A 26,504-nucleotide genomic window follows, 5' to 3' on the forward strand; every position below is an offset into this window, starting at 1 on the left:
GGCATTTTAGTCTCTTAGCTTTTTAAATTTTTGACATTGTTATTTGTTAAATTCAAGTTTTAAATTTTAGCAAGATTTTTGTGTTTTAGCTTGAATTTTATCAAACTTAGTTTGTGAAATAAGTTCTTTGTAAGAGATCCTTGTGAATTTTAATTTTAAATAAAGAATAAGCTTAATTTTGTATATAAAAACTCACCGTTTTTAAAGATAAAATTTACCCTTAAATTTAGCCAAGCAAACTAAAAACTCCTTTATTTACAGCCACACATAGTAAAAAGCACAAACATTTTAAGCCTTTGTGGCTTTAAATTTATAAGGAATTGATCTTTTATTTTCCACTACCAATTTAAATAAATTCACAACAAAAGCTCCTTGCAATCATCCAACTCAAACAAGAGCAAATTTCTTTCCTTTTTTCTCTCAAATTCATTTGAAAAGCCGCTTTTTGAAAAGATTATGTAAAAATCGGGCTTGATATTCAAAGCCCTTGCCTTGCCTTGCAAGAGATTAAAGATATTTTTGCAAATCTTTCGGTTTTTAAACTTCACCTCGCCAAGCAAGCACAAATCCTCATCCTTGTAGTATAAATCAAGCTCAATGTCTCGCTGCCAAAAGCTTGACACCTGTTTTAGGCTGAATTTTTTCTGCAAAAGCTCCTTGCTTAAAAGCTCAAAACAAAGACTTTGATAATGCTCAAAGTCCTTAAAGATAAGCTCTAAAACCCTATCAAACTCTTTTGCCTTAATTAAATCCTCATTTGGCTTTAAAAAGCGAAAGAAAAACCTTGTGAAATTGTCCTTGAAAACGAGTTTATCTTGGATGGTGTAGTTTTTTAAGCATTTTTTAAGCCTTTGTCCCTTTGAAAGCGTGGGCTTTGTTTCAAGGCTTTTTTCAAGGCTTAAAATGCCTGAATTTAAGAGAGAATTAACTATGCTTTGAGCCTTGAAATGTCCTAGTTTGCGGTTGATGGAGTAACGTTTAAGCTTGTTTTTAGCTAGCATTAAAAGGGCGAAATTTGTGTCCTTATCAAATTCCAAATCAGCCTTGATTTTAGCGTAATTTTCAAGTAAATTAACCCTTATGCTTTGGCTTAAATCCTCGCAAAATTCAGCCTCTTCAAAGCCCTCAAAAACGGTGTAAAAATCAAAAAGCCTTGCTAAATCCTTGCAGCTGTGCCTCTGGCTAAACTCGCTAAAACTAATGCTAATGTCCTTTTGAAAAAATGTTGTATAATTTTAGCAAAAATTTTTCAAGGTTTGTTTAAGAATGCAAATAACTGAGCTAAAAAAAGACATTATTTTAAAAAAAGGGCTTCATTATTTTGACTTCACAGCTAGCGGCTTAGCCCTTAAAAGCGTGGAAAAAAGGCTGCGTAAGGTGCTTTTAAGCTATGCAAACACCCATTCTGATAGCTCTTTAAACTCCTTTGCCACTCAAAAACACTACGAAGACGCAAGGGTGTCAATAAAAAAAAGCCTGAATTTAAGCGAGGACTTTGCCTTGATAGCTTGCGGGACAGGCTCATCGGGTGCTATTAAAAAATTTCAAGAGCTACTTGGAATTTATGTTCCGCCATTAATTAAGGCTAAATTTCTTTCTCAAATCCCCACAAAGTCCTTGCCCCTTGTCATCATAGGACCCTACGAGCATCACTCAAACGAGCTTTCATTTAGAGAAGGGCTTTGTGAGTGCCTTCGCATACCGCTTGATAAAAGAGGCGAAATAGACTTTGAATGCTTTGAAAAAGCCTTAAAAAAGGCAAGAAAAGAGGATAAAAACCGCTTAATCATCATTAGCTTCACCCTTGCTTCAAATGTAACAGGCATTTTAAGTGATTATACAAGGCTTTCAAGCCTTGCTAGGAAGCACAAAGCCCTTGTAGCCTTTGATGGCTCATCCTTTATCCCTTACAAAAACCTACCCTGTGAGCTTTATGACGCTTTATTTATCTCATCGCATAAATTCATAGGCGGTGTTGGAGGGTGCGGGCTTTTGGCGGTGCGAAAGGATTTACTTTGTGGCAAACCAAGCTTTGCAGCAGGTGGAACTGTGGGCTATGTCTCACGCACGAGCGTGAATTATCTTTGCGATTTAGAAAAGCTTGAAGAGGCAGGCACTCCGCCCATTTTACAGCTAATCCGTGCTGCTTATGCCTTTGAAGTGCGTGATAAAATAGGGCTTGAATTTATTGCAAGGCAAGAAGAGGCTTTAAAAGAGTATTTTTTCAAAAAGGCGGCTGAGTTTGAGGCGCGAAATAAGGGGATTTTAACGCTTTATGCTGCAAATTTAAAAAACCGCTTACCCATTTTTGCTTTAAATATCAAGGGCATTTCGCCCTTTGAGCTTTCTTATCTTTTAAGCAAGTACTATAAAATCGAAACCCGTGCGGGCTGTGCTTGTGCAGGTCCGTACGGACATGACCTACTTGGCTTAAAGGATAATGCACCCTTGAAGCAAAAGCCGGGCTGGCTACGAGTTAGCTTTCATTACACTCACGAAAACGCTGACATTGATTATTTTTTTGAAGCCTTGCAAGGATGTGTGGAAAGATTTAAGCTATGAATTTTTGTGTATTTTTTTTAGAATTCACAAAAGAACTTTAAATTTAGCTACATTCAGTATTTAACTGTGTGCATTTAAAAATAAGGGCTTGAATTTTTTAGTTTTTGAAATGAAGGTCTGTGAATTTTTATCTTTGTATAGAGTTTGTCTTTTGCAGTTTGGCTTTTAAAAAGGCTTAATTTTAATGCCTTATTCTTTAAATTTAGCAAAGGAGAGCGAATTTTTACCTGCGATCCACATAAAGCTTTTTTTGCGGCTAAAAGGGTAAATTTAAAGGCTAAAATAAATACTGCTAGGCTCTATTTAAAAAACTATTGATTTTAAATAAAATACCATATTTGTCATTTGAGTCTGTGTCAAGAATCCACGAATTGATGAAGAAATACCTTGAATTTAATGGATTCTTCGCCCATAAGCTAAAAATGACAAATCAACACTTTTTCAAAAAAAGAGCCTACTGCTAAAACCGCCCTCCCAAAAAAGCTTAAATTCAAGTTTAAATTCAGCCACTTTTTCCTAAAAACTTCAAATATTAAGCCTAAATTCAACTACTTCTTTTATGATAAAAATCCCTCTTAAACTCGCTAAATTTACCCTCTTTTATAGCCACTTGCATACTCTTCATTATACTTAGATAATAATGCAGATTATGAAGGCTAGCAAGGCGAAAAAAGCTAAGCTCTTTTGCACGAAAAAGATGATTTAAATAGCCCTTTGAGTAGTGTTTGCAAGTATAGCACTCACAGTTAAGCTCTATGGGGTCATCCTTTCCTATAAACTCAGCCCTTTTTATATTAAGCCTTCCTTCTTTTGTAAAAAGAGTGCCGTTTCTAGCATTGCGAGTAGGCATAACGCAGTCGAAAAGATCAACCCCCCTTTCTACATTTTCAACCAGATCCTCAGGGCTTCCAACCCCCATTAAATATCTAGGACGGTTTTCAGGCATAAAGGGCATTAAGGCTTCAACAGTATCATACATAGCCTGATTTTCCTCCCCAACACTCAGTCCTCCAATGGCTAAACCATCAAAGCCAAGTCCTGCAAGCTCATTTGCACAAAGCCTTCTTGCCTCATAATCCGTGCCTCCTTGAATGATAGCAAAGATATTTTGTGTTAAGCCTATGCCCTCCTTTTGCCTTTCTTTGTGATATTTTATAGACTGTTTAGCCCATTTTATAGTCCTTTTAACACTTAGATCAATTCTATCTTTTTTGGCTGGAAGGGCTATTAGATCATCTAAGATCATCATTAGATCTGAATTTAAAGCATACTGAGTATCAAGCACGGATTTAGGAGTAAAAAGGTGCAAAGAGCCATCAATATGGCTTTTAAAGGCTATGCCCTCCTCGCTTGGCTTTGAATTTTTACTTAAAGAAAAGGCTTGAAAGCCCCCACTATCTGTTAAAAAAGAGCCCTTAAAGCCTGTAAAACTATGTAGTCCCCCAAGCCTTTTGATTACCTCAGCACCCGGCCTTAAAAAAAGATGATAGGTGTTTGCTAGAATAATCTTAGCATCTAAAAGCTTACTTAGATCATTTGCATCAAGGCTTTTTACCGCTGCTGCTGTGCCTACTGGCATAAACGCTGGGGTTTGAAAGCTAGAATGTGCTGTGATTAACTCGCCAAGCCTTGCATTTTTGTCCTTATATTTTATTTTAAAGTGCATTTTGGTATAATCCCTTTTTGAATTTTTTGTGCCTACCTTGATTGAAAAGGCTTGGAGTTTTTATGAATATCTTACTCATTTTGGATGGAATTTTAGCAAAGTATTTCTTAGAAAGGCTTTGTTTGCAAAAGGCTTTAAAGAATTTTTTTGTAATTCTTTATTATAATGACGAAACTGTTGGTGCTTTAAGCAAGAGCGAGGGCATAGAATTTGTTAAATTTGATCCTACAAGTTTGGTAAAATTAGAACATCTTTGTTTGATTAAGGGCTTTAATCAGATCTTTATCTTTATGCAAGATGAATTTGATAGCAAAACAGTATATGAAAATATTAGAAGCTTTAATGAGAGTGTGGATCTTGTGATGATGGATTTTTGGGGACTTTCTTTGAGCGATAAGCACTTAGAGCTTATAGATGCAAGGGCTATTTTAAGCAATCAGCTTTCAAATTTTATGCCAAATGTAGCCATCACAGCCCAGCTCATAGGACTTGGTATAGGAGAGATCATAGAGGTTAAGATCCCTGCTGATTCTATCTTTGCTTATAGACACATAGGAACCATAGAGCAAAGAAAATGGAAGATAGCCCTTGTGTATAGAAATTCTAAGCCTATTTTAGCGAGGGATTCTACCCTGCTTAAACCAAATGATAGCCTACTTTTAGTTGGAACTCCTTCTGTTTTACAAACCGTGAGTGTAGCCATACAAGAACAAAGCGGACAGTTTCCAAACCCCTTTGGAAGCAATATCTTAACCCTTTTGGATATGAAGCAGATGTCCTTAAACGAGCTTGAACTTGCCTTTAATCTTAGCTTAACTTTGCAAGCTAAGACAAATAGCAAAAAGCTCTTTATCAGAGTACTAAATCCTACCATAAATGAGTTTTATCAAAAACTTAGAGCCTTTGAAGAAGAAGGGGTTAGCATTCATTTTGATCATCTAAGCTCTAAGCTTAAAAATTCCTTTGAAGGCTTTGTTGAGGGTAAGGACATAGGTATGTTAATAATAAATGACCAAGCCTTTGAAAAAAACAAAAAACAACTCTTTGCCCTAAAAATACCCATCTTAAAGCTAGCAAAAGAAGATTTTAAAGAACTTAAAAGTGCTTTAACTCTTAGCTCAAATGAATTTGAGCTTGAAGGAGTGGCAAATGTGATGATAGATCTTGGCAAACAGCTAAATTTAGAGGTTGAAATTCACCACTACGAACCAGATGCAAAGAGTGAGGAGGTAGAAGAGCATCTTAAAAATCTCTCAAAGCTTTATTCTAAAAATATAAAAATCATTAATGAAAAGCATAAAAACCCACTCTTAGAGCTTCAAAATAGAAGGGATCTTTTGCATTTTGTCCAATTTAGCGAGCAAATTTGTGAGCCTCATTTTATCAAGGCTTTTAGCACGGATCTAAATAGCCTTTATTATAAGATGAGAAAAAATTATCAGCTCTTTATACCAACAAATTAGAGCTTAAAGTCTTTTAAACAAGCTTTTACATATTTTAGCTTAGGCTTTAAAAATTTGGCTCAAAATACTTTAATTAGGATACAAGATCGTTTTAAAGTATGGAGAATTAGATGAAAAACAAATATATGATACATTCTTTAATTGTATTAAAAGAAATTTAAGGAATTACGAAGTATTTGCACCTTGTTTTAGAGACGAAAAGACGCTCAAATTTACAAAATTTCTCGTGTTTGTGTGAATGTAATTTTGCAAGAAATTCGCATTTTAATAGCCAAATAGTGTAAAAAAATCAGCAAAACGAAGTTTCTTTAGAAAATGAGCTGTGAAATCAAAGTTGATGAGAGTTATTTTTTATTTCGCCTTACGGCTAGTAACTGCGTAGTAGAAGGTGCAAGGCGTGTGCGTGGAAAGCGTGATCGTTAAGCTGACAAGAAAACGTCTGTGTTTTTACTTCGTGCTACTCGTCTTGTAACTGCAAGCAGAAGGGATGTTAAAGCGAAACGGCTGTGTTTATACACTAAAACACTTGCTCCGCCAAAGAGTTGCTGCCTAGGACTTTACAGAACTTGATGAGTGTGAAATTTATAGTGATAGCTTCAAAGCCTACTGTGCCTTGGTGGATGTTTTACAACGCTATGCCCCTACCTTTGCAAGAAGGAGCAAAGGCACATTATATGGTAAAACACAACAAAAACAAGTTTGCGAATGGACTAAACCACATCAATGGGATAGAGAATTTTTTTGTTTCGTGTTACACACTCGCAACTGCAAGCAGAAGAGGCTTTGCGAAATTTAGACTTGCTAAATTTAAAGACTAATAAAGAAAATTTTATCCTTCACTTAAAAGAAACAGAATTTAGATAAAATGCGAAAAATTTATGACAAAATCTTTATCAAATTTTATTAAAATTGATAAGGGAAAATTTTATTAGAATATCTTGAGCCAAAATTTTAAGGAAGATAGTATGAATATACTTTTAAATTTAAAGCATCATTCTTACAAGGTGCATATAAACGAGCTTTTAAGGCTTGAGTTTAAAGGCAAGGTAGCCTTGCTTACAAATGCCAAGGTAGCAGGACTTCACCTTCAAAGCTTGCTTTCAAGGCTAGTTTGCGATGAGCTTTTTGTGATCACCATCAAGGATGGGGAGGAATTTAAGAATCTTAAAACCCTTGAAGATGTGCTAGATCAGATGTTTGTAAGCAAACTTGATAGAAAAAGCACACTCATAGCCTTTGGAGGTGGGGTTGTTACTGATATAGGAGGCTTTGCGGCTAGCATTTATCAAAGGGGGATTGATTTCATAGCCATTCCAACCACATTTTTAGCTATGGTTGATGCAGCTGTTGGAGGGAAAACAGGAGTAAATAATGCCTTTGGCAAGAATCTCATCGGCTCATTTTATCAGCCAAGGGGGGTTTATTGCGAGAGTGAGTTTTTAAAAAGCTTACCTAGTAGGGAGCTAGCAGCTGGTATGACTGAGTTTATAAAGATGGCAGCTTGTCTTGATGAGAAGGCCTTAGAGCTTATAGAAAGCCTAGATGAGCAAGGCTTTTTAAGTGCTAGGCTTAGTAAAGAGCTTTGGAATGAGCTTATTTCAAAGAGTGTGCAGCTTAAGGCGTCTGTGGTTAGCATTGATGAAAGAGAAAGTCAAATGCGTATGCTTTTAAACTACGGACACAGCTTTGCACACATCATAGAAAATCAAACAAAATACAAGCTCTTTTTGCACGGAGAAGCAGTTGCCATAGGCATAGTGATGGCAAATACCCTTGCCTTAAGGCTTGGGATGATTACTGACAATGAGTTTCTTCGTATAAAGGCGCTTTTAGAAAAATTCAAGCTTCCAACTCACTATAAAATCGCTAATGTAGATGAATTTTATCAAGCCTTTGCCCTAGATAAAAAAAGCGTGAATTCAAAGATGAATTTCGTGCTATTAGATGGCATAGGCAAGGGCGTTATAAGAAATGATATAAGCAAAGAGGCGGTTATTTCGGTGTTAGAAGAGTTTAAGGCTTGAATTTTTTTGCAATTTTTAAATAAATTTAGGTGCTCATTGTTTTATGAAAGCCTATAAGCAAAATTTTATATAATTTTAAACTCAACCCATCTTTAAACCAACTTTTATATTTCTTAAGGTGGATTGAGCCAATTTTATGCGCATCAACCCTCTTAATCCAAGTTATTTTCATCTAGCAAGACATAATTTAAGCCTTGCAGATTTAATCTTGCTAAAATTCACAAAAAGGAGTTAAAAAATGTCATCAGCATCCCCAAAAATCTATCTTTGTTCCTTTGCAAACCTAAATTTAAGCACTTCTGCTTATAGGTTTTATCATCAAGCACAAGCTATGGATATATTTGAAAATATCTTTATATACAACGAATGCAGCCTTGATTTGAATTTTATGCGTGAATTTAAGGACAAAATTTACGAAGAGCTTGATGAAAAAGGTGTAAAAGAACTCCGTGAAAACGGGGGGGGGGGGGCGATATGACCCCTTTTTTATGGGACAAAGGTGTCTTAGGATAACTCGTGGCTTTGGGTATTGGTGTTTTAAGCCTCAGGTTATCTTGCAAGCTTTAAGACAGATAAATGAAAACGACATTTTAATCTATGCCGACATAGGCTGTGAGTTTGTGAAAAAGGGACGCGAGAATTTATTAAAAAGGCTTAAAGAATTAAATCAAGAAGATTTTTTAAAAGGCTTTGAGCTTGATTGGCAAAGCTCTTCACAATGCCTTGAAAAATTTGGCTATGATCTAATAGAAAAAACCTGGACTAAAATGGACATTTTTGATTATTTTAAAGCACAAACTAAGCCCTATATCACAGCCACACCTCAAATCGCAGCTACTATGATGATGATTAAGTGCTCTAAGAGCTTAAAATTTATGCAAGAATGGCTTGATCTTTTTAAAACTAGGTTTGATTTATTTGATGACAGTCCAAGTAAGATGCCAAATTTTGACACATTTATAGAAAATCGCCACGATCAAAGCGTGTTTAGCGTAATGAATAAGCTTTATAAACTTAAAAATTTTTTGTATAAGGATATTGAGCCTATTTACGGTGCAAATGGTACTGAGTTTGGCATTTTATGTTCTCGCAAGAGCTGGGATACTATGGGGCATTTATTTGATCTTAATGGCAAAGCGAAATTTGATTTGTCGGCAAAAGTAAATGTTCGCAGCAAAACCCTAAAAAGATTTCTTTACATAGGAAGCAGATTTTTGCCATCAAAAAAGGCAAAAAGACAGTGTCGTGCGTGGCTTAGCACTATGCGCTAATGTGTGAATTTTCAAGCATTTTGCTAAATGCCACACAAAAATTCAAGGTGCAATATGTGCTTTTGGCTAAGCTTAGATAAAAATTCACAAAAATCAAAGCTTAAATTTAAGCTTTATCAAAAGAGTGCATTTTTAAGCTAAAAAATTCAAGCTTTTTAAAACACACAAAACCAGGCATTGGGATTACTCTTAAAGAGCCAAGTCTTTTACAAGGTAAAATCGCTTAAAATTCAAAGTTCTTAGCTGCTTTCAGTTTAAGCTAGACAGGTCATTAAATTTCAAAAAGCTGGCAAGATAAAATTCACAAAAAGGCTTTAAATTTAAGGCACATTAAATCTAAAAGCAAAATACAAAGGTTAAATCTCATTGCGAATTTAATTTACTAAGATCTTGAATCTTGCTTTTGACTAAATTAAATTTAAAGCAAAGGTGTTTTAAATTCACTTCTACAAAAAGCAAAACTTCTTTTGCTAATTACGCCAAAGCTCAGTTATGCAAAATGTGAAGTATTTTGTGTTTCAACTTATGGATCTTCCTTTGCAAGAAGCCTTGATTTTGTTCTCAACCTTGTATCCCTCCATTTGCAAGAAGCCTTGATGTAGAAGCGAAAAAGTCTCTAAGCTTATCAAATTTTTCATCAAGCTTTGTGCAAAATTTTCAAAGAAATTCAGATCTTAATCCTTAAATAAGACAAAAAAATCAGCAAAACGCAGTTTCTTTGGAAAACAAGCAAAGTTTTTTAGAAAATGAGTGCTGAGGTTGAAGTTAGTGGAATTTTTGTTTTTTTGAGTTATAACTTGCACAGTAAAAAGAGCTTGCATAGTGCGTAGAAAGCGTGGATATGAGGCTAGCAAGAAAATGTCTGTGTTTTTGTTTTTTACTCTTGTAATTTTACAAGAAGGGATGTTACAGCAAAATTACACGAGTTTATATGTAGGTCATCAAACATTGCTTGTCCAAAGAATTACTGCCTATCATAAAGGACTTTTCAAAATTTAAAGAAAGGACAATTTACAGCGATGGACTAAAATCATATGTTGCCTGGTGGATTTTTTACTCCGTGCTACACACTCATCTCTTTGCAAGAAGGAGCAAAGGTACATTATAGGGTAAAACACTCTAAAAACGAGTTTGCAAAGGGGCATAACCACTTCAACGAAATTGTGAATTTCTGGGGATTTGCGAAGTTTCGTTTAGCTAAATTTAGAAGCACAAAAGAGTAAATTTCGTGCTTCATCTAAAAGAAACGCAATTAAGACGAAAAATTTAGGACAAGATTCTCATCAAATTTTATTAAAGTTGATAAGGGAAAATCTTATTAGAGTATCTTGAACCTTAAAAAGAGCTTGCATAGTGCGTAGAAAGCGTGGATATGAGGCTAGCAAGAAAATGTCTGTGTTTTTGCTCTTGCAACTACGCAGTAGAAAGGTATATGCCAAAGATAGCTTAGCTAAAAATTCAAGGGCATTAAAAAAATTTATCCTTCATCTAAAAAAACAACATAAGATCAAATCAAAGAACAAGATTTGTATAAAATCTTGCTAAAATGATAAGAAATAGTTAAGTTGTTTTAAGCCTAAATTTTTAATAGAACATAACTTAAAAATCCTTTGCCTTAAGTTAAATTCAGCCTCTATTCTTCTATGATATCCAAAGATACCTTGCCATTTTTTATCTCCTTGATGCGAACTTTTAGCTCCTCACCCTCTCTTAAAGTGCCCTTGATCTTTGATATATGCAAAAGCCCATCCACTCCGTCTCTAAGCTCTATAAAGGCTCCAAAGGACACCACACTCTTTACCCTTCCTGTAAATTCCTCTCCCACCTCAAAGGCTGCATAGGATTTAGGCTCTCTTTTTTTGCCAAATTTATTCTCCTTTGAGGTAAGGGTGATGATATAATCCCTTGCTGCTTTCACCTGTTCTCCTTGTGCACCAGCTATCTTAACCTCTCCTTTTTCCCTATCTAAATCGATGGAAACTCCAAATTTTTCTATGATCTCTTTAATAGTCTTACCAGCTTGTCCTATTATATCTACTATTTTAGAGGGATCAACACTGAAAAGCTCAAGCTTTGGCAAAATTTCTTCGTTTATAATGATCTGCTTTTGAGCTTCTTCCATAAGCTCTAAGATATAAAGCCTAGCATTTCTTGCTTGATAAAGGGCTTTTTTTAGAGTTTCTTGATCAATGCCTCCAAGCTTTATGTCCATTTGAAGTGCTGTTATGCCATCTTTTGACCCAGCTACCTTAAAGTCCATATCTCCATCGTGATCCTCTAAACCCATTATATCTGTTAAAACAGCAGATCTGCCCTCCTCAAAAACAAGCCCCATAGCAACCCCTGCTACAAGCTTTAAGCTTTCAACCCCAGCAGCCCTTAAAGCAAGTGAGCCTCCGCAAACAGTAGCCATTGAGGATGAGCCATTGCTTTCTAAAATTTCACTAACAAGTCTGATTACATAGGGGTAATTCTCATCCACGCTTGGATATAAAGCTCTTTTGGCAAGATTTCCATGTCCAAGCTCCCTTCTACCAGGTGCTTTGATAGCACTTGCTTCGCCCACACAAAAGCCAGGAAAATTATAATTTACCATAAATCTTTCAGCTTGTGCCTCAGTTTCTGTAAGTAAATCACTTAGCTGGGCATCGCTATCGCTTCCAAGTGTAGCTACTACCAAGGCTTGAGTTTGTCCCCTTGTAAAAAGGCAGGATCCGTGAGCCTTTGGCAAGATATTTGTTTCTATGCTAATGGGGCGAATTTCATCTAATCTTCGTCCATCCGCACGAAGCCCCTCGTTTATGATCATCTTCCTTACTATCTTTCTTTTTACTGAATTTAAAGCCTTGATAATTTCTTCTTTTTGCCATTCTTGCACAGATTTTAAATTTGCAATCTCATTTGCTATCTTGTTTAAGCCACTAGCCCTTTCACTCTTTGCCATTTGAGTAAGGGCATCCTTGATGGCTTGAATGTAATGTTGCTCTATGAATTCTAGCAAGGTGGGATCTTCTTTATCTTCTCTTAATTCAAACTCGCCAATTTTTTTGTGCTTGTTAAAGGCTTCCTCATAAGCATTTGAGCCGTTTTCTATGCCCTTTTGAGCCAAAGTTAAAGCCTCTAAGATCTGATCCTCGCTTTCTTCGTTCATATTTTGAGAACTTTGATTTGTTATTCCTGCAAAGGGTGCAACCACAGGTATAAACTCACCCTCACTAGGCAAGGATCTCATTTCTATCATCAAAAGCTCATCTTTTACACCCGAAACAAAGAGATCAAGGGTGGAGTTTTTAAGCTCACTGTTTGTGGGATTTAATCTTAGCTCCCCTTCAATCCTAGCTATCCTAACCCCACAAACAGGAGCTTTTATTTCTATATCGCTTAGATAAAGTGCCACGCTAGCAGCATTTAAAGCCATTACCTGCAAATCAACCTCGCTGTCGCAAGAAAGCACCAAGATGGTAATTTGAGTAGGATAGGTATAGCCCTTTGGAAACAAGGGACGAAGGCTTCTGTCTATGAGCCTTGCTGTTAGGGTTTCGTGATCGCTTGGCTTTGTCTCTCTTTTTATATAACCACCTGGAATCCTACCCACTGAGTAGGATTTTTCTATGTATTGCACTGTAAGTGGCAAGAAATCCTCTTCTACTGGCTTATCCTCATGTGCAACTGTGGCTAGCATAACTGTTTGATCCTGGGTTAAAAGCACAGCACCTGCTGCTTGCTTTGCAAGTTTATCTACATCGAAGATCTCTTTGTGATTGTTAAGTTCTATGGTGTATTGCATACTCTTCCTTTCAAATTGGCGCTTTTTAAAACTTTTAAATTTAAGAAACTATTAAATTACTCAAAGCCTAGTTTTTTGCAAAGTGTAGCTTTAAAAACTTTTTTAATAAAGCACAGCAGAAAATAAAATTTATAAGGCATAGTTTTTTAAGCAACTAGCTTTTTGCAAAAGCCTTATTTTAAATTTTTTTAAGCTTAAATTCAAAAGCTTGCAAGAATTTTCTTAAAAATGGCTTTAAAATTTGTCATTTTATCATATTTTTAATTTTATAAAGCTTAAATATTGTGGCTATGCTATCTTAATTTTAAGCTTGAAATCAAATTCATAAACTTAAATTTAATTTAAAAATTACTCTTTTTCAAAAAAAGTTTTGCCTTTTTTAGCTTTTTTGGCAAAGGAGTGAATTTTATCAATGTAACTTGTGATATTTTTCGTGTAAATGCCCGGCTTTTTTAAAATGTCAATTTTATCTTGTGCCACAAAAAAATTATTCTCTTTAAATACCTTGCAAAGCCTTCTTAAGCACAAAAGATTTTTGCTTAAATTCCATCAACAGCACTTTCATTTTCCCTCAAAGAAAGATCATAATTTAGCCCCCCAATAGGATAAAAATTAAAGGCAAAATAAACCCCCCTTCTAAGCTTTGCTGTTATACCAGCACTTGTAAGCTGTGGATCTATCCTTTCTTTGTAGATTAAAGAATAATTAAAGCATTTGATCTGATAGCTATATCCAAGCTCCCAGGCATTAAAATGATCTCTATTTGTATCAAACCAAGCCCCTGCAAAGAATTTATAATTGACATTATGAGTATAATCTATCCTAGCACTTATAAAATTATACTTTTGCAAGTTAAGTTCTAAATTTGATATTTCGCTTGGATCGTATTTATAAGCGTGAGAAAGATTTAAATTTATCTTATTTGTATTTATATCAAGACTGCTAATTACCTTTGTGAATTTATACTCCTTGTTTGAGTATGTTGTTTCATTACTTAGCCAAATATTTTGAGTAAAAAAATACCTTGTGGTGTTTTTTACATTATCAAGCTTGGTTGAGGTAGTATCAAAGCTTAAATTCACTCCGTGTTTTAGCTTTTTATTTGCGTTTTTGTCATAAAAATACTGATCAAGTTTCAAATCCAACCTTTCTGTTTCTGGATTTTGTACATTTAAAAAACTTTGAGTAATTTCACCCGATCTTGCTCCTTTTAGTAGATAATTAGTCCCCAAATAAACTGTGTGATAAAAATCATCATAAGGCTTTGAAAGCTCTGTGTATAAGGATAGCTCGTGGTAGTTTTCAAAGAGATGTTCTTGTTCTTTTTCGTATTTTGTATAATTTACAAAGGAGCTATAAAGCCTTTCTGTGAAGCTAAACTGCAAAAAATCCCCAAAAAGCCCTGTATGATAAGTAAGGGGTAGATTAAAGCTTGTGATATTAGCATAAACTCCTATGTTTCTGTAATATCTATTATAGTTTGCATCAAAAGAGTATAAGAGGTGATTTGTAAAAAGCTTGCCTAAGAATCTATGGTATTGAAAGGAGGGATATTCTTGCAAGGTGTCTTTGTTGTCAAGCTTTGAGGTGTCTATGTAATAATTTGCATAGCTTGCATAGTAGTTGTTGGTGTCTGCTAAAAAATAATTAAATTTAGAAGTAACAAGAGAGGTCATATCCCTAAAATTCCTTGCTTCTAAATTTAAATAATCCACATCATTAAGATAGATAGCATCAAGAAAAAGCCCTTCTTGAAAGCTATCTGAAAGCTTAAAAAGGTTTTTGATAAAACCATCTCTTAGATACTTAAATTCTAAGCCTGCGTGGGTTTGATTTTGTAGATTTTTTTCCTTAAAATAAGCCCCATTTTCCCTAAAAAAGCCCAAATTCAACTCCCCACTTGAAAAAGGAGAATCCATAAACCTAAGGCTTGAGTAAGCACCAAGCCCCCTAGTGCTTCTTAACTGAAAGGCATATTCTAAATCTGCTTTATCTCCAAGGGTGATGTATAAGGGCTGTCTGTAATAAAAGCCATCATCTTGATTAATCTCAAACTCTGGTATCAAAAGCCCTGTTTTTCTCGCACTATCCACGCTAAAACCAAGATATGGCAGATAAAATATAGGGGTATTTTTCACATATAATTTTGCATTATAAAGGTGTAAATAGTTATTTTGCCTATCAAGTTCTCCGCTTGAAAACCCAATTTTCCAAGAAGGATCTTGCACATTACAACTTGAAACTATGGAGTTTTTGCCTACAAAAACAGTGCTATTTAGATCGCTTTGCTCACTTTGAAACCATACTTCTATGTTATTATCAGCAAAAAAAAAGTTCTTAAAACTAGCCTCATTTGAGGCTAAGTTTAATCTAGCATAGCAAGAATTAAATCTTTCTGTTTGCCCTCTTAAGATATTAATATCGCCAAAAAGCTCTATTTCCTTGCTTGTTTCGTTGTAGGTAGCCTTGTTTGCACTTATATAATAAAGATTTGAAAATATAAGCACCTTAGAATCAGCACTTATTATATCCTCATTTTTTTGCACATTCATAGCATAAAAATCAACCTCAGCACCAAAAAGGAAGGAAAAAAAAAGAAGCAAAAGCGAGATTTTAGGCAAGTTCTATCACCAAGGTCTTAGCAAGCAGATCCTCCCAGGTTCTTCTTAATTCATTACCCAAGGCCCAGGCAAAGCCAAGCATAAAAGCCGTATCGCTAAGCTGTCTTATGGCTGCTCTTAGAGCACTTTGCATAGCATTTGGCTTGTCAAGGCTTTTTTCATCGATGATGGCTATCTTGCAAAGCATCTTGCCAGGACTTGCCCCATAAAGCAGGGTAAAGAGGAAGTGATAAATAAATTGAAGTATTATAAAACCAAGGGCAAAATCTTGAATCACTAGGATAATCTCTGTAAAATCACTAAGATTTGAAAGCTTATCAAATAATATTATAAAAACTATGAAAGATAAGATTAAACTGTCTATAAGATAGGCAAGGACTCTTTTTTTAAAGCTTGCTATTTTAAGTCCTTCTCTTTCAAGCTTGTCTAAGAGCTCATTCATCTAAGCACCTGATATGCTATGTCGCTGCGATACTGTTTGCCCTTGAATTTAACGCTTTTGCAAAGCTCATATGCCCTACTTTGTGCTTCTTTTATGTCTTTGCCAAGCCCAACGCAAACAAGCACCCTGCCTCCTGTGGCATAAAGCTTTTCATCTTCAAGGCTAACGCCAGCATAAGATATGTGTGAATTTGAAGGGATTTGATCCAAGAAAATTTCAGCCCTTAAAGATGCTTTATAAGGATAATTTTCACTAGCACAAACCACCCCCACAGCAAATTCATCCTTTAATTTAAGCCTTGTTTTTGAAAGCCTTTTTTCAACGCAAGCAAGGAAAATATCAAGTGGATTTTCAATAAGAGGCATTAAAACCTCGCATTCTGGATCTCCAAAGCGAACATTAAACTCCAAAACAAAGGGTGTGTCATTCACTATCATAAGTCCAGCAAACAAAACGCCTTTAAATTCAGCCCCCTCAGCTTTCATACCTCTAACAGTTGGAGCGATTATATGCTCTTCAATGTCTTTTAAAATCTTTTTTGTAGCCAAAGAACTAGGGGTGTAAGCACCCATACCTCCTGTGTTGGGTCCTTGATCCTTATCTTTTAGCCTTTTATGATCCTGACAAGCAGGTAAAAGCACGAAATCATCTCCATCGCACAAAGCAAAGATGCTTAACTCAAAGCCATCTAAGAACTCCTCTATAATCACACATCTACCTGCTTCGCCAAAGCTAGCCCCACTTAGCATATCTTTTGCCACATTTAAGGCCTCATCTTTTGTCTGTGCTATGATGACACCCTTGCCAGCACAAAGCCCATCAGCCTTTACTACTATGGGGGTTTGTAAGCTGTTTATGAATTTTTTAGCCTCACTAAGATCGCTAGTTTGTAGAAATTTGGCTGTTTTGATCTTATGCCTTTGTAAAAACTCCTTCATAAAGGCCTTTGAGCTTTCAAGTCTAGCTGCTTTTTGAGTGGGTCCAAGGATCTTTAATTTTGCTTTCTCAAAGCTATCTACAACCCCCCTTGCTAAAAAATCCTCGCTTCCAACTATACATAAATCAATGCCCTCATCCCTTGCAAAGCTTACAAGCTTATCTATCTCAGTAAAGCTTAAATTCACGCCAAGCTTTACTGTGCCACCATTTCCAGGGGCAAAAAAAAGTTTTATATTATTATCAGCTCTTTGCAAGGCAAGGGCTATGGAGTATTCTCTTGCCCCACTTCCTAAGATTAAGATCTTCATAAAATTCTCCAAAATTCACACAAAATTCAAAACAAGCTAAATGTTTAAAATAAAACTAAGGCTAAATTTAAAAAATATTGCTAAAAAACAAGGGGTTGAATTTAAGATATTTTCAAAGCCTTTAAGCTAAAGCCTTAAATTCAAAGAGGCTTAAATTTAGCTAAAACCCAAACGGTCGTTAGTGCATATTAGACCCCAAAAAGTCAAAGAAGCCACTAGGCAGTCCTTAAAGGCTGCAACTTCTCGCCTCTTGCAAGGCTCAAGCGAAGCCACAGACACGGTGTAACCGCACGTCGTAGCAAATAAAAATGTGTTGGATCAACGAACACCGAGCTCGAGCCGTTCAGGCTAGAAAATTATAGCAGTTTTTCTTAAATGTTTTATGATAAGATCTTAAATTTAACCTTACCTGTCTTATCAAGTTTCTTGCCCTCTAAGATAAGATCTGCTGTTTTTTCCCACAATGTTGCCTCATCTATATAAATAAGATCAAAAACATCATCACGCATTAAAAATGTAAAGCCAGCCTTTTTGTTTGCTTGTTTTACGAGACTATAAGGGTTTTGAGAGAAGATATTTACCTTGACATTTGTTATTAGCTCCTCATTAGAACTTACAATGAGAAATCTTTTTCTATGCTCTTTAAAGATATTTTGCATATATGAAAGAAGGCTTTGATCGTGTGGGCTTAAAGAGTATTTATCAAGCCTACTTAGATGAATTTCTGCAAAGGATAAGGAGCAAAAGCCGCTGTGTATGTTATCCTTTGCGAAGTATTGATTCTTGACCCCCTTTGAGCCAACAGATAAGGCCCAAATTCTTGTATCCATAATGGTAGCACAAAGATCAAGCCCTGAGACTATCTTTTGAAAAAGCTTTTGTCTAGCTAGCATAAAGGCTTTTTCAAAGCTTTCAAGATTGCTTTTATAAAACTCATCCTTTAAGGCTATTAATCTTGCTATGTTTTTTTCATACTCTGCAATTTCTTTGACTAAGCGATCTATCCTTTCTTGCTTGGCTGTGATCTTTTCTGGATCAGGCTTTGACTTAGAGGTTTCATATTTTAGATCCATCCTAGCACTTCTGACTTGAAACTGACAAGTTTTCGCCCTAGTTTGATAGGTATCAACGGTCGATAAAAGGGCTAGGTAATAACACTGTACATTTAAGAAATGTTTAAAGAAGATCTTTTTTACATCTATGTTTTTTTGATTATTTTTCATATCATTATAAGCACCTTCTAAACGCATGGTGATGCTTTTTATGTTAGAAAAATCCCTTTGATTTATTGAATTATCCATAAAAATAAGGCTATCAAAAGCCTTTGTGAGAAATTTTTTCATCATAAAATAATTTAGAGTAACAATGGGGGTTTTTTCTAGGGTTTGCATATTTGATTGAAGGCTTTCAACAGAAAGAATTTCAGCCTCAAAGAACTTCTGTATGACCTGGGGTATGGTTACTGAGAGGGGTATGTGGTCTAATTCGTTAAAATTTGTGGTTCTGTAAAGTTGCATTACATAATTTGTTCTTTTTGTGTTTTGAATGTCTTCAAGCTCATCATCGCTATCCGTTCGCCAAAAATCATTCTCCAAAACAAAGTCAGCCTCGCTAAATTCTTGGAATTTAGAAGGACTGAGGCTTGAAATTCTTTTATTTTCATCCGCTTCAAATTCTACATAAACACCAACACTAGGCATACTTCTTTTATGCTGCCAACTATTTCTATTAAAATCATAAAAGACCTTCGCTAAATTCATAACAGTTCCACGTCCTGTGGATTCCATATACATTACTATCTTACCGTGCATCTTAAACTCTTTTGTGTAGAAAATAAAAATTAGATTTTATCAAATTTTTTCATATTTTGCAAATTATTCTAAGTGCTTTTTGTCTTTCATAGTGCCTTGAAACCTAAAAGAAACAGTTGCAAACACTCAATTTAATCCTTACAAAAAGGATAAAAGATTTAAAGTAAGCTTAATCTTAATAAAATTTAGGTTCAATTAAACTTAAACCAAAGAGTTTTAATTTAACTACTAATAAAAACAAAGCTTTGTTTCATAAATTTAACAGATAGAATTTAAGGGAATGTTGAAGTATTTTTTATTTCACTTGACTTTCATCTTTGCAAGAAAGAACAAAGACATAAGAGTTTGTAAGAGACAATAAAAAAGAATTTGCAAAGGAACAAAACCACATCAAAGAAACTGTGAATTTTTACTTCGTGTTAAGCACTTACAAGTGCATAGTAAATGAGCTATGAGAAGTTTAGACTTACCAAATTTAATGGATAAAAAGCAAATTTTATCCTTCATTGAAAGGAAATGGAAATTAAATATAATGCAAAAAATTTACAACAAAATTCTCATCCAAATTTATTAAAATTGATAAGAGAAAATCCTGTTAAATTTAATTGAGCCTTTAATCTTAATAAAATTCACAAAGCCTTGAATTTTTTAAAAAGCCAAAACAAATAAAAAACCTTGAATTTAAACAAGCATTGCCTCATTTTAAACAAATTCAAAACTCAAAATAACCTAGCAAACAACTAAGCTTCTTTTTTTTAAAAGTTTAAATCAAAGTTTCTTTGACAAAACGAAAAAAATTCAAACACACGAAGTGTTTTTTAAAAATATTCTTGTAGCATAGCTACAAGCTTTAAGAAGTTTTTTAACACAAGCTATATTTTCAAAGGCATAATTTTTAGCCTTGTTAATCTAAAATCAAGGCTAAAAAGCCTTAAATTCAAGCCTTTAATTTCACCAAAAGCTCCAAGGTCAAATTCGCCTGATGGGCAGCACAAAGCATTACCCTTGGTGCCATCAAGCCATTTCCAACCTTGGCCGCACTTACTAAATCCCCGCACACATAAAAATACTCCCCTATTTTTCTCGTTTCAATGGCATTTGAGTTGCCATATCCTGCAAGTCCTGAGGCACATATGAGCGTGGTTTTAGGAAAATGTGTGTGAAAATTTTGAGCTAGCATAGCCTTTGCGGCTGCACTGTCAAAGGCTTCGCAAACTATATCGCAGTCTTTAAACAAAGAGGCTATGTTATCTGGTGTGATTTTGACATTTTGAGTAAGCACTGTTATGAAGGGGTTTATCTTTGTTATTTGTTCGCTTAAAGCCTGTGTTTTAGGCTTTGCTAAATCTTCTACAAAATAGCTTTGTCTGTTTAAATTGCTAGGTTCTACAAGATCAAAATCAATAAGCAAGAGCTTCCCCACCCCTATCCTAGCAAGCATCACAGCTATGTTTGAACCAAGCCCTCCAAGCCCACACACAGCCACAAAGCCCTTTTTAAGCCTACTGTGTACCTTTGGGGTATGACGAGAGCTCATCATAGCCTCCAAAGCCTCTTGTGGAGGCATTTTGCCCCTAGCTATGCAAAAAAGCTCATCGCCCTCTTTAAGCTCTAAGTCCTCCTTGGTACAAAAGCCATTTACTATCCAAACATCGCTTTCATCACTGCTCTTAGAGCTTAAAAACTCAACAGTACTTCTTGCCTTAGTTTCACAATCTTCGTTATTAAATTTTATCCTCATCTTTTTCTCTTAGTCATCAAATCTCTTTAAAAGTGGCTTGTAAAAGTCTATTCTTCTATCTCTAAAAAACTGCCACCATCTTCTAACCTCTTCATTTCGATCTAGATCAATCTCAACAAAAAACACGCCCTCATCCACTGAATTTGCCCTAAAAAGCTCCTCGCCTTGAGGTCCAAAAACAAAGGAATTGCCCCAAAATCTTATGCCATCCACACTCGCACCCTTTGCAAACCTTTTAGAATTCAACTTATTATCCTCTTTTAAGGCATGGTTTTTAGCCTTTAAGGCTTTACTGTCTAAAAGTTTGCTTTCAAGGCTTGGCTTAGATAAATAAGCCCCCTCAAAGCCAGCACGGTTAATAGCCACCACACTTAGTCCATTTGCCACAGCGTGCCCTCTTTGAACTGCTATCCAAGCCTCAAGCTGCCTTTGCTTTTCTTCTTCACTGTCGCTATCAAACCACCCAATAGCAGTGGGGTAGATAAGAATTTGCGCACCTTTTAAAGCCATTATCCTAGCAGCTTCTGGAAACCACTGATCCCAGCACACAAGCACTCCAAGCCTACCAACGCTTGTATTTATAGGCTCAAAACCAAGATCCCCTTGAGTAAAATAAAACTTCTCATAAAAATTTGGATCCTCAGGTATATGCATCTTGCGGTATCTTCCTGCAATGCTTCCGTCCTTTTCAAAGACCACAGCTGTATTGTGATAAAGCCCACAAGCTCGCTTTTCAAAAAGAGAGGTAAGCAAGATAATATTATTTTTCTTAGCCTCCTTGCTCCAAAACTCTAAATCCTTTTCGTAATCCTTTGCTAGATCAAAATTTAAAACATCCTCGCTTTGACAAAAATAAGGAGCTTGATGAAGCTCGTTTAAGCACACCAGATCAGCTTTTTTCTTGGCTGCTTGTGCTATGAGCTTTGTTGTGTAGGCATTTGTAGCCTCTTTTGTGCCTTTGAAGGCTTGTTGGATAAGGGCTAGTTTCATACTGTATCCTTTTTAATAGAATCATCATAGGGATCAAGATGGATTTGAATGTTAAAATTTACCTCCTTAAATTCAGCCTTAATCCTAGCCTCAAGCTCATCGCTTATTGCGTGTGCTGAGGAAAGAGAGATAAGGGGCGTAAAAACCAAATGCACACTAAGATAGCTAGTAGCAGGGCTAAGGCGGGTTTTTAGCTCGTGAAAGCTAAGAATTTGAGAGTTTTGGGATATTAATTCTTTGATTCTAGCTACCATCTTTTCATCAAGTGCCTTATCCATAAGTATTTCTATGCTTTTTTTGGCTATTTTTAAGGCTGAAAGGCATATATAAAGGCTTATTAAAATCGCAAAAAGCCCATCTATAAAGCCCAAATTTGTAAAATAAATAAGTGTAAGTGCTATGAAGGTAGCCAAATTTGTCAAAAAATCCGTGCGGTAATGAAGGCTATCAGCTTCAACTATAAGAGACTTTGTCCTTTTTGCAACGCTACTTAAAAAAAGCGTTAAAAGAAGGCTTACAAGGCTAGCAAAGATCATAACAGCAAGGCTAGCACTTAAATCAGTAACGCCCTCGTTTTTGTAAAGTTTATTCACTCCTTCATAAAAGATAAAAAGAGCCATAGCCGTGATAAATAAGGCTTCTAAAAGACCCATCAAGGCTTCAAGCTTGTCAAAGCCAAAATTATAACTAGCATTACTTTCTTTTGCTGCCTTTTTGATAGCAAAGAAATTCAACACAGAAATAACAAAGTCCATCAAGGAATCAAGTGCCGATGAGAGCACGGCTAGGCTATTGCTAAAAAGTGCCACTGTGAGCTTTATTAAAGCCAAACAAAGAGCGCAAAAACTTGCTATGAGGGTTGCTTTTTTGGGATTTATGCTGTTTAAGCCTGTGTTTAAAAGGATCTTTGCTTTCATCTTGCCTTCCTTTTTGCTGAATTTTGTGATCTTTTTAGAATGAGGGGTGAATTTGTGCTTGAATTTAAGGCTTGGACTGTAAAATTTATATTTTGTGTTGAGTGTGTCTTTGAAAAATTCACGCAAGTTCTTTTTGACTTTGCACCTTTGACTAAGAAATTCACAGCAAAATGCAAACTTATAAATGTTATAACTGTCTTGTTTTGATCTTTTAAAAAGCTTATAAAATTAATAAGATCTTTGAATTTAAAATTCAAGGATCTTGTTAAATTTTTGTTTGAAAAAATTATAAACTTGGTTAAAATTTTGCCAAAAAAATTAAGCTCTTCTTGTCTTTTTTTCTTCAAAAAATTCACAGTTTTGCCAAATTTCTTTCTCATCTTTGCCCCAAAAAACGGTTTTGACAAGCACAGTGCAAGGAGCCATTTTGCCTTAAAAAGATCTCAGCCCTAACAGGCACTATTTTTTTATTTGGCAAGGCTTCACTAAGCCTTTTACACACTAGCTCGTCCATTTTATCATCATAAATGGGAACTATTAAGGCCTCATTTATGAAGACAAAATTTGCATAAGTAGCGCCAAGACGGCGCCCTTCATAGAATTTAGCACTAGGAAGGGGCAGTTCTACAAGCTTAAAGGATGTTTTTTCAAGCTCTTTTTTCATCCTTTGCAAGGGTTCAAAATGCTCATCTTTTTCATCCTCACAAATACTAAAAGCTATGGTATCAGAGGCTATGAAACGAGCTAGGGTATCTATGTGGCTATCTGTATCATCTCCTTTTATGAAGCCATTTTCAAGCCAGATAATGCTTTTAAGCCCAAAAAGCTCTTTTAGCCTTGCTTCTAGCTGTGCTTTACTTAAATTTGCATTGCGGTTTGAATTTAAAAGGCATTTTGTGGTAGTTAGCATAACTCCCTCCCCATTAAAATCAATGCTGCCTCCCTCCAAGATAAGCGAAATCTCACGCAACTCGCCTTTTAAGTGCTCTTTAAAAAGTTGTGAATTTACGGTGTTATCAAGCTCACTTTTAAATTTATTACCCCAAGCATTAAAGCTAAAATCATAACTTATAAGCCTTTGTCCCTCGCAAACATCTATAAAACCATAATCTCTAATCCAAGTATCATTCGTAGGACAAAGAAAAAACTCGGCATTTTTTATATCCTTAAAGGGCTTAAAATCGCTCTCATTTGGGGCTATGAAAAGCACTTTTTGAAATTTACTCACAGCCAAGGCAAAATCATAATAAGCACTTAAAATTTCGCTTAAATAAGGCTTCCAATCGGTTTTTTCGTGCGGCAAGGAAAGTGCTAAGAGCTCTTGTTTGCTCCACTCCGCTAAGGCTTTTATCTTTGGCATTTTATACTCTTTAAATTTTTTGCAAGGCTTGTAGCCTAGCTTGTGTTTTATGGCTTCTTTTATGGCTTAAATACTAAATTATAATTTTAGCATTTTTGACAGTAAATTTAGCCTTAAAATTTAAGATTTTATCAATTTTATTTAAAATTGATAAAATTTCTTTAAAGGCTTAAATTTAACAATAAGATCTTTATCTTAAATTTAAAGGCAGAAACTGTTTTTACTGTATAATTTTAGGCTAAAATATTGACAAGGATAAACAATGCTAGAAAGTCTTTTTCAAGGTGCCTTGCTTGGTCTTGGCGTGGCTGTTCCTTTTGGACCCTTGAATGTTTTAATTTTAAGCTATGCCCTAAAATCCTTTAAAAACGCCTTTGCTACTGGGCTTGGTGCTATGAGTGCTGATATTTTTTATCTTATCTTGCTACTTTTTGGGGTTTTGATCTTTTTAACAAATGAAACATTCAACAAAATAATAGCCATTTTGGGCTTTTTATTTCTCAGCTATATGGCATTTTCAATGCTTAAGGTAAAGCCTAAAGCCTTGGAATTTAGCGACAAAAAGGCACAAGAAAGCGTTACAAAAAGCTTTATCAAGGGCTTTACCCTTAATCTTTTTAATCCCTATGTAATAGGCTTTTGGGCAAGTGTGTCTTTGATTTTTAGTCAAAACGCACATCCGGCGCTAACAGTACTTGGGCTTTTTGCAGCTATTTTTGCTTGGGTCTTTTCTTTGAGCTTTTTTGTAGCTAAATTTGCCCATAAATTCACAGCAAAGATCATTCGCATCATAAATATAATCTCAGCCATAATCATAGAATATTTTGCCATTTTGTTGCTTTATAAGGTTTTTATGGCAAATGTGTTATAATGTCAAAAAAGGAGGGTAAAATGAAGGGATTAAGCCTATTAAACGAGCTTTTACGCTTTAAATCACTAACTCCTAAGGATGATGGGGCCTTAAATTATATAGCCTTAGAGCTTGATGAATTTGAAGCCTTTTTCATAGAAAAAGAGGGGGTTAAAAATCTCTTATTAAGCAAGAAATTTGCTGATATAGGAGAGCATCTAGCCTTTGCAGGGCATATAGATGTTGTTTTGCCAGGTGAGGGCTGGGATACACCTCCTTTTAAGCCCACTCAAAAAGGGGATTTTCTTTATGCAAGAGGGGCTGTTGATATGAAAAGTGGGCTAGCTGCTTTTATCACAGCCGTGCAAGATGTGAAATTTAAAGGTGCTCGTTTGTCTTTGATCATTACTAGCGATGAGGAGGGAGAGGCTAAATTTGGCACCTTAGAGGTGCTAAAATTTATGAAAGAAAAAAATATGCTCCCAGATTATGCGGTGGTTGCTGAACCAACCTGTGAAAGCACCTTTGGAGATACTGTGAAGATAGGAAGAAGAGGCTCGATCAATGCAAAGCTCACAATCAAGGGCAAACAAGGACATGTAGCCTATCCTGAAAAATGTATAAATCCTGTGCATCTTTTTGCAAGCAGATTGGCACAATTGGCAAACTACGAACTAGTAGGCAAGGATGAGAATTTTGAGGCTTCAAGGATTATAATTACTGACATCAGAGGAGGCATTGAGCTAAGTAATGTAACTCCAAACGAACTTTGCATAATGTTTAATGTTCGCCATAGCCCAAAACTAAGCCTTGAAGATCTTAAACAATATGTAGAAAAATTGTGCGAGGGGCTTGAATTTAGCCTTGATCTTAAACAAGGATCAAAGCCTTTTTTAACAGATAAGAACTCAAAAATAGCCACAAAGCTCTTTCAAAGCGTGTCTAAGATCACAGATCTAAGCCCAAATTTAAACACAAAGGGTGGTACTAGTGATGCGAGATTTTTTGCTGAATTTGGAGTGAGTGTGGTTGAATTTGGGGTTAAAAATGAAAGTATGCATGCCATAAATGAAAGGGTTAGCATAGCTGATTTTGAAAAACTTTGCCTTGTGTTTAGGGATTTAATAGAGAATTTTTAAGCACCTTGTGTATGAGGCTTTTTGTTTGAGGCTGTGAATTTTTGGCTAAATTGATCAGCTCTAAATTAAATTCAACTAAGCTTATTATTGAGATAGAAATTAAACTTATGGAGGGCTAAATGAGAATCAATGGAGAAGAGCTAGCACTAAGTGAGTTAAAATTTAGCGAGTATTTAAAAGAAAGAGGATTAAGGGCTGAATTTGTAGCCTTGGAGCTAAATGGAAAGATTGTATCAAGGGCTGAATTTGAAACTTTAATCTTAAAAAAAGATGATGTGGCTGAGCTTGTTTGCTTTGTGGGTGGTGGGTGATAAAACCGTCTTTTAAGGCTACTAGAAATTACCATTTTTAGAACTTGTGGCTATTTTAAAAACCGTTAAGCTTACCCTTTTCATTAAAGAAATTTTGTTTTAATCTTGTTTATTGCGTGATAAGACGAACAAGGAACAATGCTTTTAAACTTATAGCACAAATTCAAATATTAAAAACATTAAACTTGATAAGGCCTTTGAATTTAACCACCCAGCCCTAAATTCAAAAAGCCAAACAAAAATAAACAAAAAGACGCAAAAACAAGAAAAACACAAAAAGAAAAAACAAGGCAAATCAAATA

Annotated in this window: 23 protein-coding genes and 1 pseudogene; 12 read left to right on the forward strand and 12 right to left on the reverse strand. The window is 35.3% G+C overall.

The annotated features are described in order from the left end of the window. Nucleotides 1-356: 356 nt before the first annotated feature. Entirely contained in the window at nucleotides 357-1,208 is an 852-nt protein-coding gene (locus DMC01_RS08545; protein WP_427846112.1) for a DUF234 domain-containing protein, read from the reverse strand. A gap of 58 nt (nucleotides 1,209-1,266) precedes the next feature. Between DMC01_RS08545 and DMC01_RS08550 the strand changes: the two genes are divergently transcribed. Beyond that, entirely contained in the window at nucleotides 1,267-2,562 is a 1,296-nt protein-coding gene (locus DMC01_RS08550; protein ID WP_142693813.1) for an aminotransferase class V-fold PLP-dependent enzyme, read from the forward strand. Between the two features lie 544 nt (nucleotides 2,563-3,106). Here DMC01_RS08550 and tgt read toward each other — a convergent pair. Further along, nucleotides 3,107-4,228 carry a tRNA guanosine(34) transglycosylase Tgt gene (gene tgt, locus DMC01_RS08555; protein ID WP_142693814.1) on the reverse strand — a complete coding sequence of 374 codons (1,122 nt, stop codon included), beginning with the start codon at nucleotides 4,226-4,228 and terminating at the stop codon, nucleotides 3,107-3,109. A 62-nt stretch (nucleotides 4,229-4,290) separates the two neighbouring features. Here tgt and DMC01_RS08560 point away from each other — a divergent pair, with 62 nt between their 5' ends. The 8 genes and pseudogenes from DMC01_RS08560 (at nucleotide 4,291) to DMC01_RS08590 (ending at nucleotide 10,531) form a co-directional block, all read left to right on the forward strand. Continuing rightward, nucleotides 4,291-5,691: a COG3400 family protein gene (locus tag DMC01_RS08560; RefSeq protein WP_142693815.1), complete on the forward strand. Its 1,401-nt coding sequence runs from the start codon at nucleotides 4,291-4,293 to the stop codon at nucleotides 5,689-5,691. Nucleotides 5,692-6,009: 318 nt separating this feature from the next. Continuing rightward, nucleotides 6,010-6,573: pseudogene (locus DMC01_RS08565) on the forward strand (hypothetical protein); the annotation flags it as partial. 83 nt (nucleotides 6,574-6,656) lie between these two features. After that, on the forward strand, nucleotides 6,657-7,715 hold the full coding sequence (gene aroB / locus DMC01_RS08570) for a 3-dehydroquinate synthase (protein ID WP_142693816.1): 1,059 nt from the start codon (nucleotides 6,657-6,659) through the stop codon (nucleotides 7,713-7,715). A 238-nt stretch (nucleotides 7,716-7,953) separates the two neighbouring features. Then, the gene (locus tag DMC01_RS08575) at nucleotides 7,954-8,193 is read left to right on the forward strand and encodes a hypothetical protein (protein WP_142693817.1); all 240 of its coding nucleotides are present in this window, start codon (nucleotides 7,954-7,956) and stop codon (nucleotides 8,191-8,193) included. Next, on the forward strand, nucleotides 8,165-8,986 hold the full coding sequence (locus DMC01_RS08580) for a hypothetical protein (protein WP_142693818.1): 822 nt from the start codon (nucleotides 8,165-8,167) through the stop codon (nucleotides 8,984-8,986). Before DMC01_RS08575 ends, DMC01_RS08580 begins: the two co-directional genes overlap by 29 nt. 822 nt (nucleotides 8,987-9,808) lie before the next feature. Further along, entirely contained in the window at nucleotides 9,809-9,985 is a 177-nt protein-coding gene (locus DMC01_RS13560; protein WP_185908833.1) for a hypothetical protein, read from the forward strand. 38 nt (nucleotides 9,986-10,023) lie between these two features. Next, the gene (locus DMC01_RS16670; protein ID WP_142693819.1) at nucleotides 10,024-10,209 is read left to right on the forward strand and encodes a hypothetical protein; all 186 of its coding nucleotides are present in this window, start codon (nucleotides 10,024-10,026) and stop codon (nucleotides 10,207-10,209) included. A gap of 130 nt (nucleotides 10,210-10,339) precedes the next feature. Then, the gene (locus DMC01_RS08590; protein WP_142693820.1) at nucleotides 10,340-10,531 is read left to right on the forward strand and encodes a hypothetical protein; all 192 of its coding nucleotides are present in this window, start codon (nucleotides 10,340-10,342) and stop codon (nucleotides 10,529-10,531) included. 88 nt (nucleotides 10,532-10,619) lie between these two features. Here DMC01_RS08590 and DMC01_RS08595 read toward each other — a convergent pair whose 3' ends face one another. The 10 genes from DMC01_RS08595 to DMC01_RS08640 all read right to left on the reverse strand — a co-directional run bounded on the left by DMC01_RS08595 (nucleotide 10,620) and on the right by DMC01_RS08640 (nucleotide 23,902). Further along, nucleotides 10,620-12,773 carry a polyribonucleotide nucleotidyltransferase gene (locus DMC01_RS08595; protein ID WP_142693821.1) on the reverse strand — a complete coding sequence of 718 codons (2,154 nt, stop codon included), beginning with the start codon at nucleotides 12,771-12,773 and terminating at the stop codon, nucleotides 10,620-10,622. Between the two features lie 539 nt (nucleotides 12,774-13,312). Further along, nucleotides 13,313-15,325 carry an LPS-assembly protein LptD gene (locus tag DMC01_RS08600; protein WP_246059142.1) on the reverse strand — a complete coding sequence of 671 codons (2,013 nt, stop codon included), beginning with the start codon at nucleotides 15,323-15,325 and terminating at the stop codon, nucleotides 13,313-13,315. A gap of 61 nt (nucleotides 15,326-15,386) precedes the next feature. After that, the gene (locus DMC01_RS08605; protein ID WP_142693823.1) at nucleotides 15,387-15,836 is read right to left on the reverse strand and encodes an RDD family protein; all 450 of its coding nucleotides are present in this window, start codon (nucleotides 15,834-15,836) and stop codon (nucleotides 15,387-15,389) included. Then, entirely contained in the window at nucleotides 15,833-17,083 is a 1,251-nt protein-coding gene (gene purD / locus DMC01_RS08610; protein ID WP_142693824.1) for a phosphoribosylamine--glycine ligase, read from the reverse strand. Before purD ends, DMC01_RS08605 begins: the two co-directional genes overlap by 4 nt. A 380-nt stretch (nucleotides 17,084-17,463) precedes the next feature. After that, on the reverse strand, nucleotides 17,464-18,894 hold the full coding sequence (locus DMC01_RS08615; protein WP_142693825.1) for a hypothetical protein: 1,431 nt from the start codon (nucleotides 18,892-18,894) through the stop codon (nucleotides 17,464-17,466). A gap of 937 nt (nucleotides 18,895-19,831) precedes the next feature. Next, nucleotides 19,832-20,635 (reverse strand): sulfur carrier protein ThiS adenylyltransferase ThiF, encoded by an 804-nt coding sequence (gene thiF, locus DMC01_RS08620; protein ID WP_142693826.1) that lies wholly within the window; start codon nucleotides 20,633-20,635, stop codon nucleotides 19,832-19,834. A gap of 9 nt (nucleotides 20,636-20,644) precedes the next feature. Beyond that, a complete protein-coding gene (locus tag DMC01_RS08625; protein ID WP_142693827.1) occupies nucleotides 20,645-21,625 on the reverse strand; it encodes a carbon-nitrogen hydrolase in 981 nt (326 codons plus the stop codon). Then, the gene (locus DMC01_RS08630) at nucleotides 21,622-22,542 is read right to left on the reverse strand and encodes a cation diffusion facilitator family transporter (protein ID WP_142693828.1); all 921 of its coding nucleotides are present in this window, start codon (nucleotides 22,540-22,542) and stop codon (nucleotides 21,622-21,624) included. The genes DMC01_RS08625 and DMC01_RS08630 overlap by 4 nt, the downstream gene beginning before the upstream one ends. Beyond that, a complete protein-coding gene (locus DMC01_RS08635; protein WP_142693829.1) occupies nucleotides 22,539-22,922 on the reverse strand; it encodes a hypothetical protein in 384 nt (127 codons plus the stop codon). The genes DMC01_RS08630 and DMC01_RS08635 overlap by 4 nt, the downstream gene beginning before the upstream one ends. After that, entirely contained in the window at nucleotides 22,919-23,902 is a 984-nt protein-coding gene (locus tag DMC01_RS08640; RefSeq protein ID WP_142693830.1) for an agmatine deiminase family protein, read from the reverse strand. Before DMC01_RS08640 ends, DMC01_RS08635 begins: the two co-directional genes overlap by 4 nt. Before the next feature lie 262 nt (nucleotides 23,903-24,164). On the opposite strand from DMC01_RS08640, the gene DMC01_RS08645 reads away from it, so the two are divergent. The 3 genes from DMC01_RS08645 (at nucleotide 24,165) to thiS (ending at nucleotide 26,202) form a co-directional block, all read left to right on the forward strand. Further along, nucleotides 24,165-24,773 (forward strand): LysE family transporter, encoded by a 609-nt coding sequence (locus tag DMC01_RS08645; RefSeq protein ID WP_142693831.1) that lies wholly within the window; start codon nucleotides 24,165-24,167, stop codon nucleotides 24,771-24,773. Between the two features lie 20 nt (nucleotides 24,774-24,793). Continuing rightward, entirely contained in the window at nucleotides 24,794-25,891 is a 1,098-nt protein-coding gene (dapE, locus tag DMC01_RS08650) for a succinyl-diaminopimelate desuccinylase (protein WP_142693832.1), read from the forward strand. Nucleotides 25,892-26,010: 119 nt separating this feature from the next. Beyond that, entirely contained in the window at nucleotides 26,011-26,202 is a 192-nt protein-coding gene (gene thiS, locus DMC01_RS08655; RefSeq protein WP_142693833.1) for a sulfur carrier protein ThiS, read from the forward strand. Nucleotides 26,203-26,504 lie beyond the last annotated feature (302 nt).

Source organism: Campylobacter troglodytis (assembly GCF_006864425.1).
Taxonomy (GTDB): domain Bacteria; phylum Campylobacterota; class Campylobacteria; order Campylobacterales; family Campylobacteraceae; genus Campylobacter_D; species Campylobacter_D troglodytis.

What these genes read in the sequence shown, in the direction of transcription:
- DMC01_RS08550 (WP_142693813.1), top strand. Translation starts at nt 1,267, where the DNA reads ATGCAAATAACTGAGCTAAAAAAAGACATTATTTTAAAAAAAGGGCTT.
- tgt (WP_142693814.1), bottom strand. Translation starts at nt 4,228, where the DNA reads ATGCACTTTAAAATAAAATATAAGGACAAAAATGCAAGGCTTGGCGAG.
- DMC01_RS08560 (WP_142693815.1), top strand. Translation starts at nt 4,291, where the DNA reads ATGAATATCTTACTCATTTTGGATGGAATTTTAGCAAAGTATTTCTTA.
- aroB (WP_142693816.1), top strand. Translation starts at nt 6,657, where the DNA reads ATGAATATACTTTTAAATTTAAAGCATCATTCTTACAAGGTGCATATA.
- DMC01_RS08575 (WP_142693817.1), top strand. Translation starts at nt 7,954, where the DNA reads ATGTCATCAGCATCCCCAAAAATCTATCTTTGTTCCTTTGCAAACCTA.
- DMC01_RS08595 (WP_142693821.1), bottom strand. Translation starts at nt 12,773, where the DNA reads ATGCAATACACCATAGAACTTAACAATCACAAAGAGATCTTCGATGTA.
- DMC01_RS08600 (WP_246059142.1), bottom strand. Translation starts at nt 15,325, where the DNA reads ATGAATGTGCAAAAAAATGAGGATATAATAAGTGCTGATTCTAAGGTG.
- DMC01_RS08605 (WP_142693823.1), bottom strand. Translation starts at nt 15,836, where the DNA reads ATGAATGAGCTCTTAGACAAGCTTGAAAGAGAAGGACTTAAAATAGCA.
- purD (WP_142693824.1), bottom strand. Translation starts at nt 17,083, where the DNA reads ATGAAGATCTTAATCTTAGGAAGTGGGGCAAGAGAATACTCCATAGCC.
- DMC01_RS08615 (WP_142693825.1), bottom strand. Translation starts at nt 18,894, where the DNA reads ATGCACGGTAAGATAGTAATGTATATGGAATCCACAGGACGTGGAACT.
- thiF (WP_142693826.1), bottom strand. Translation starts at nt 20,635, where the DNA reads ATGAGGATAAAATTTAATAACGAAGATTGTGAAACTAAGGCAAGAAGT.
- DMC01_RS08625 (WP_142693827.1), bottom strand. Translation starts at nt 21,625, where the DNA reads ATGAAACTAGCCCTTATCCAACAAGCCTTCAAAGGCACAAAAGAGGCT.
- DMC01_RS08630 (WP_142693828.1), bottom strand. Translation starts at nt 22,542, where the DNA reads ATGAAAGCAAAGATCCTTTTAAACACAGGCTTAAACAGCATAAATCCC.
- DMC01_RS08635 (WP_142693829.1), bottom strand. Translation starts at nt 22,922, where the DNA reads ATGAGAAAGAAATTTGGCAAAACTGTGAATTTTTTGAAGAAAAAAAGA.
- DMC01_RS08640 (WP_142693830.1), bottom strand. Translation starts at nt 23,902, where the DNA reads ATGCCAAAGATAAAAGCCTTAGCGGAGTGGAGCAAACAAGAGCTCTTA.
- DMC01_RS08645 (WP_142693831.1), top strand. Translation starts at nt 24,165, where the DNA reads ATGCTAGAAAGTCTTTTTCAAGGTGCCTTGCTTGGTCTTGGCGTGGCT.
- dapE (WP_142693832.1), top strand. Translation starts at nt 24,794, where the DNA reads ATGAAGGGATTAAGCCTATTAAACGAGCTTTTACGCTTTAAATCACTA.
- thiS (WP_142693833.1), top strand. Translation starts at nt 26,011, where the DNA reads ATGAGAATCAATGGAGAAGAGCTAGCACTAAGTGAGTTAAAATTTAGC.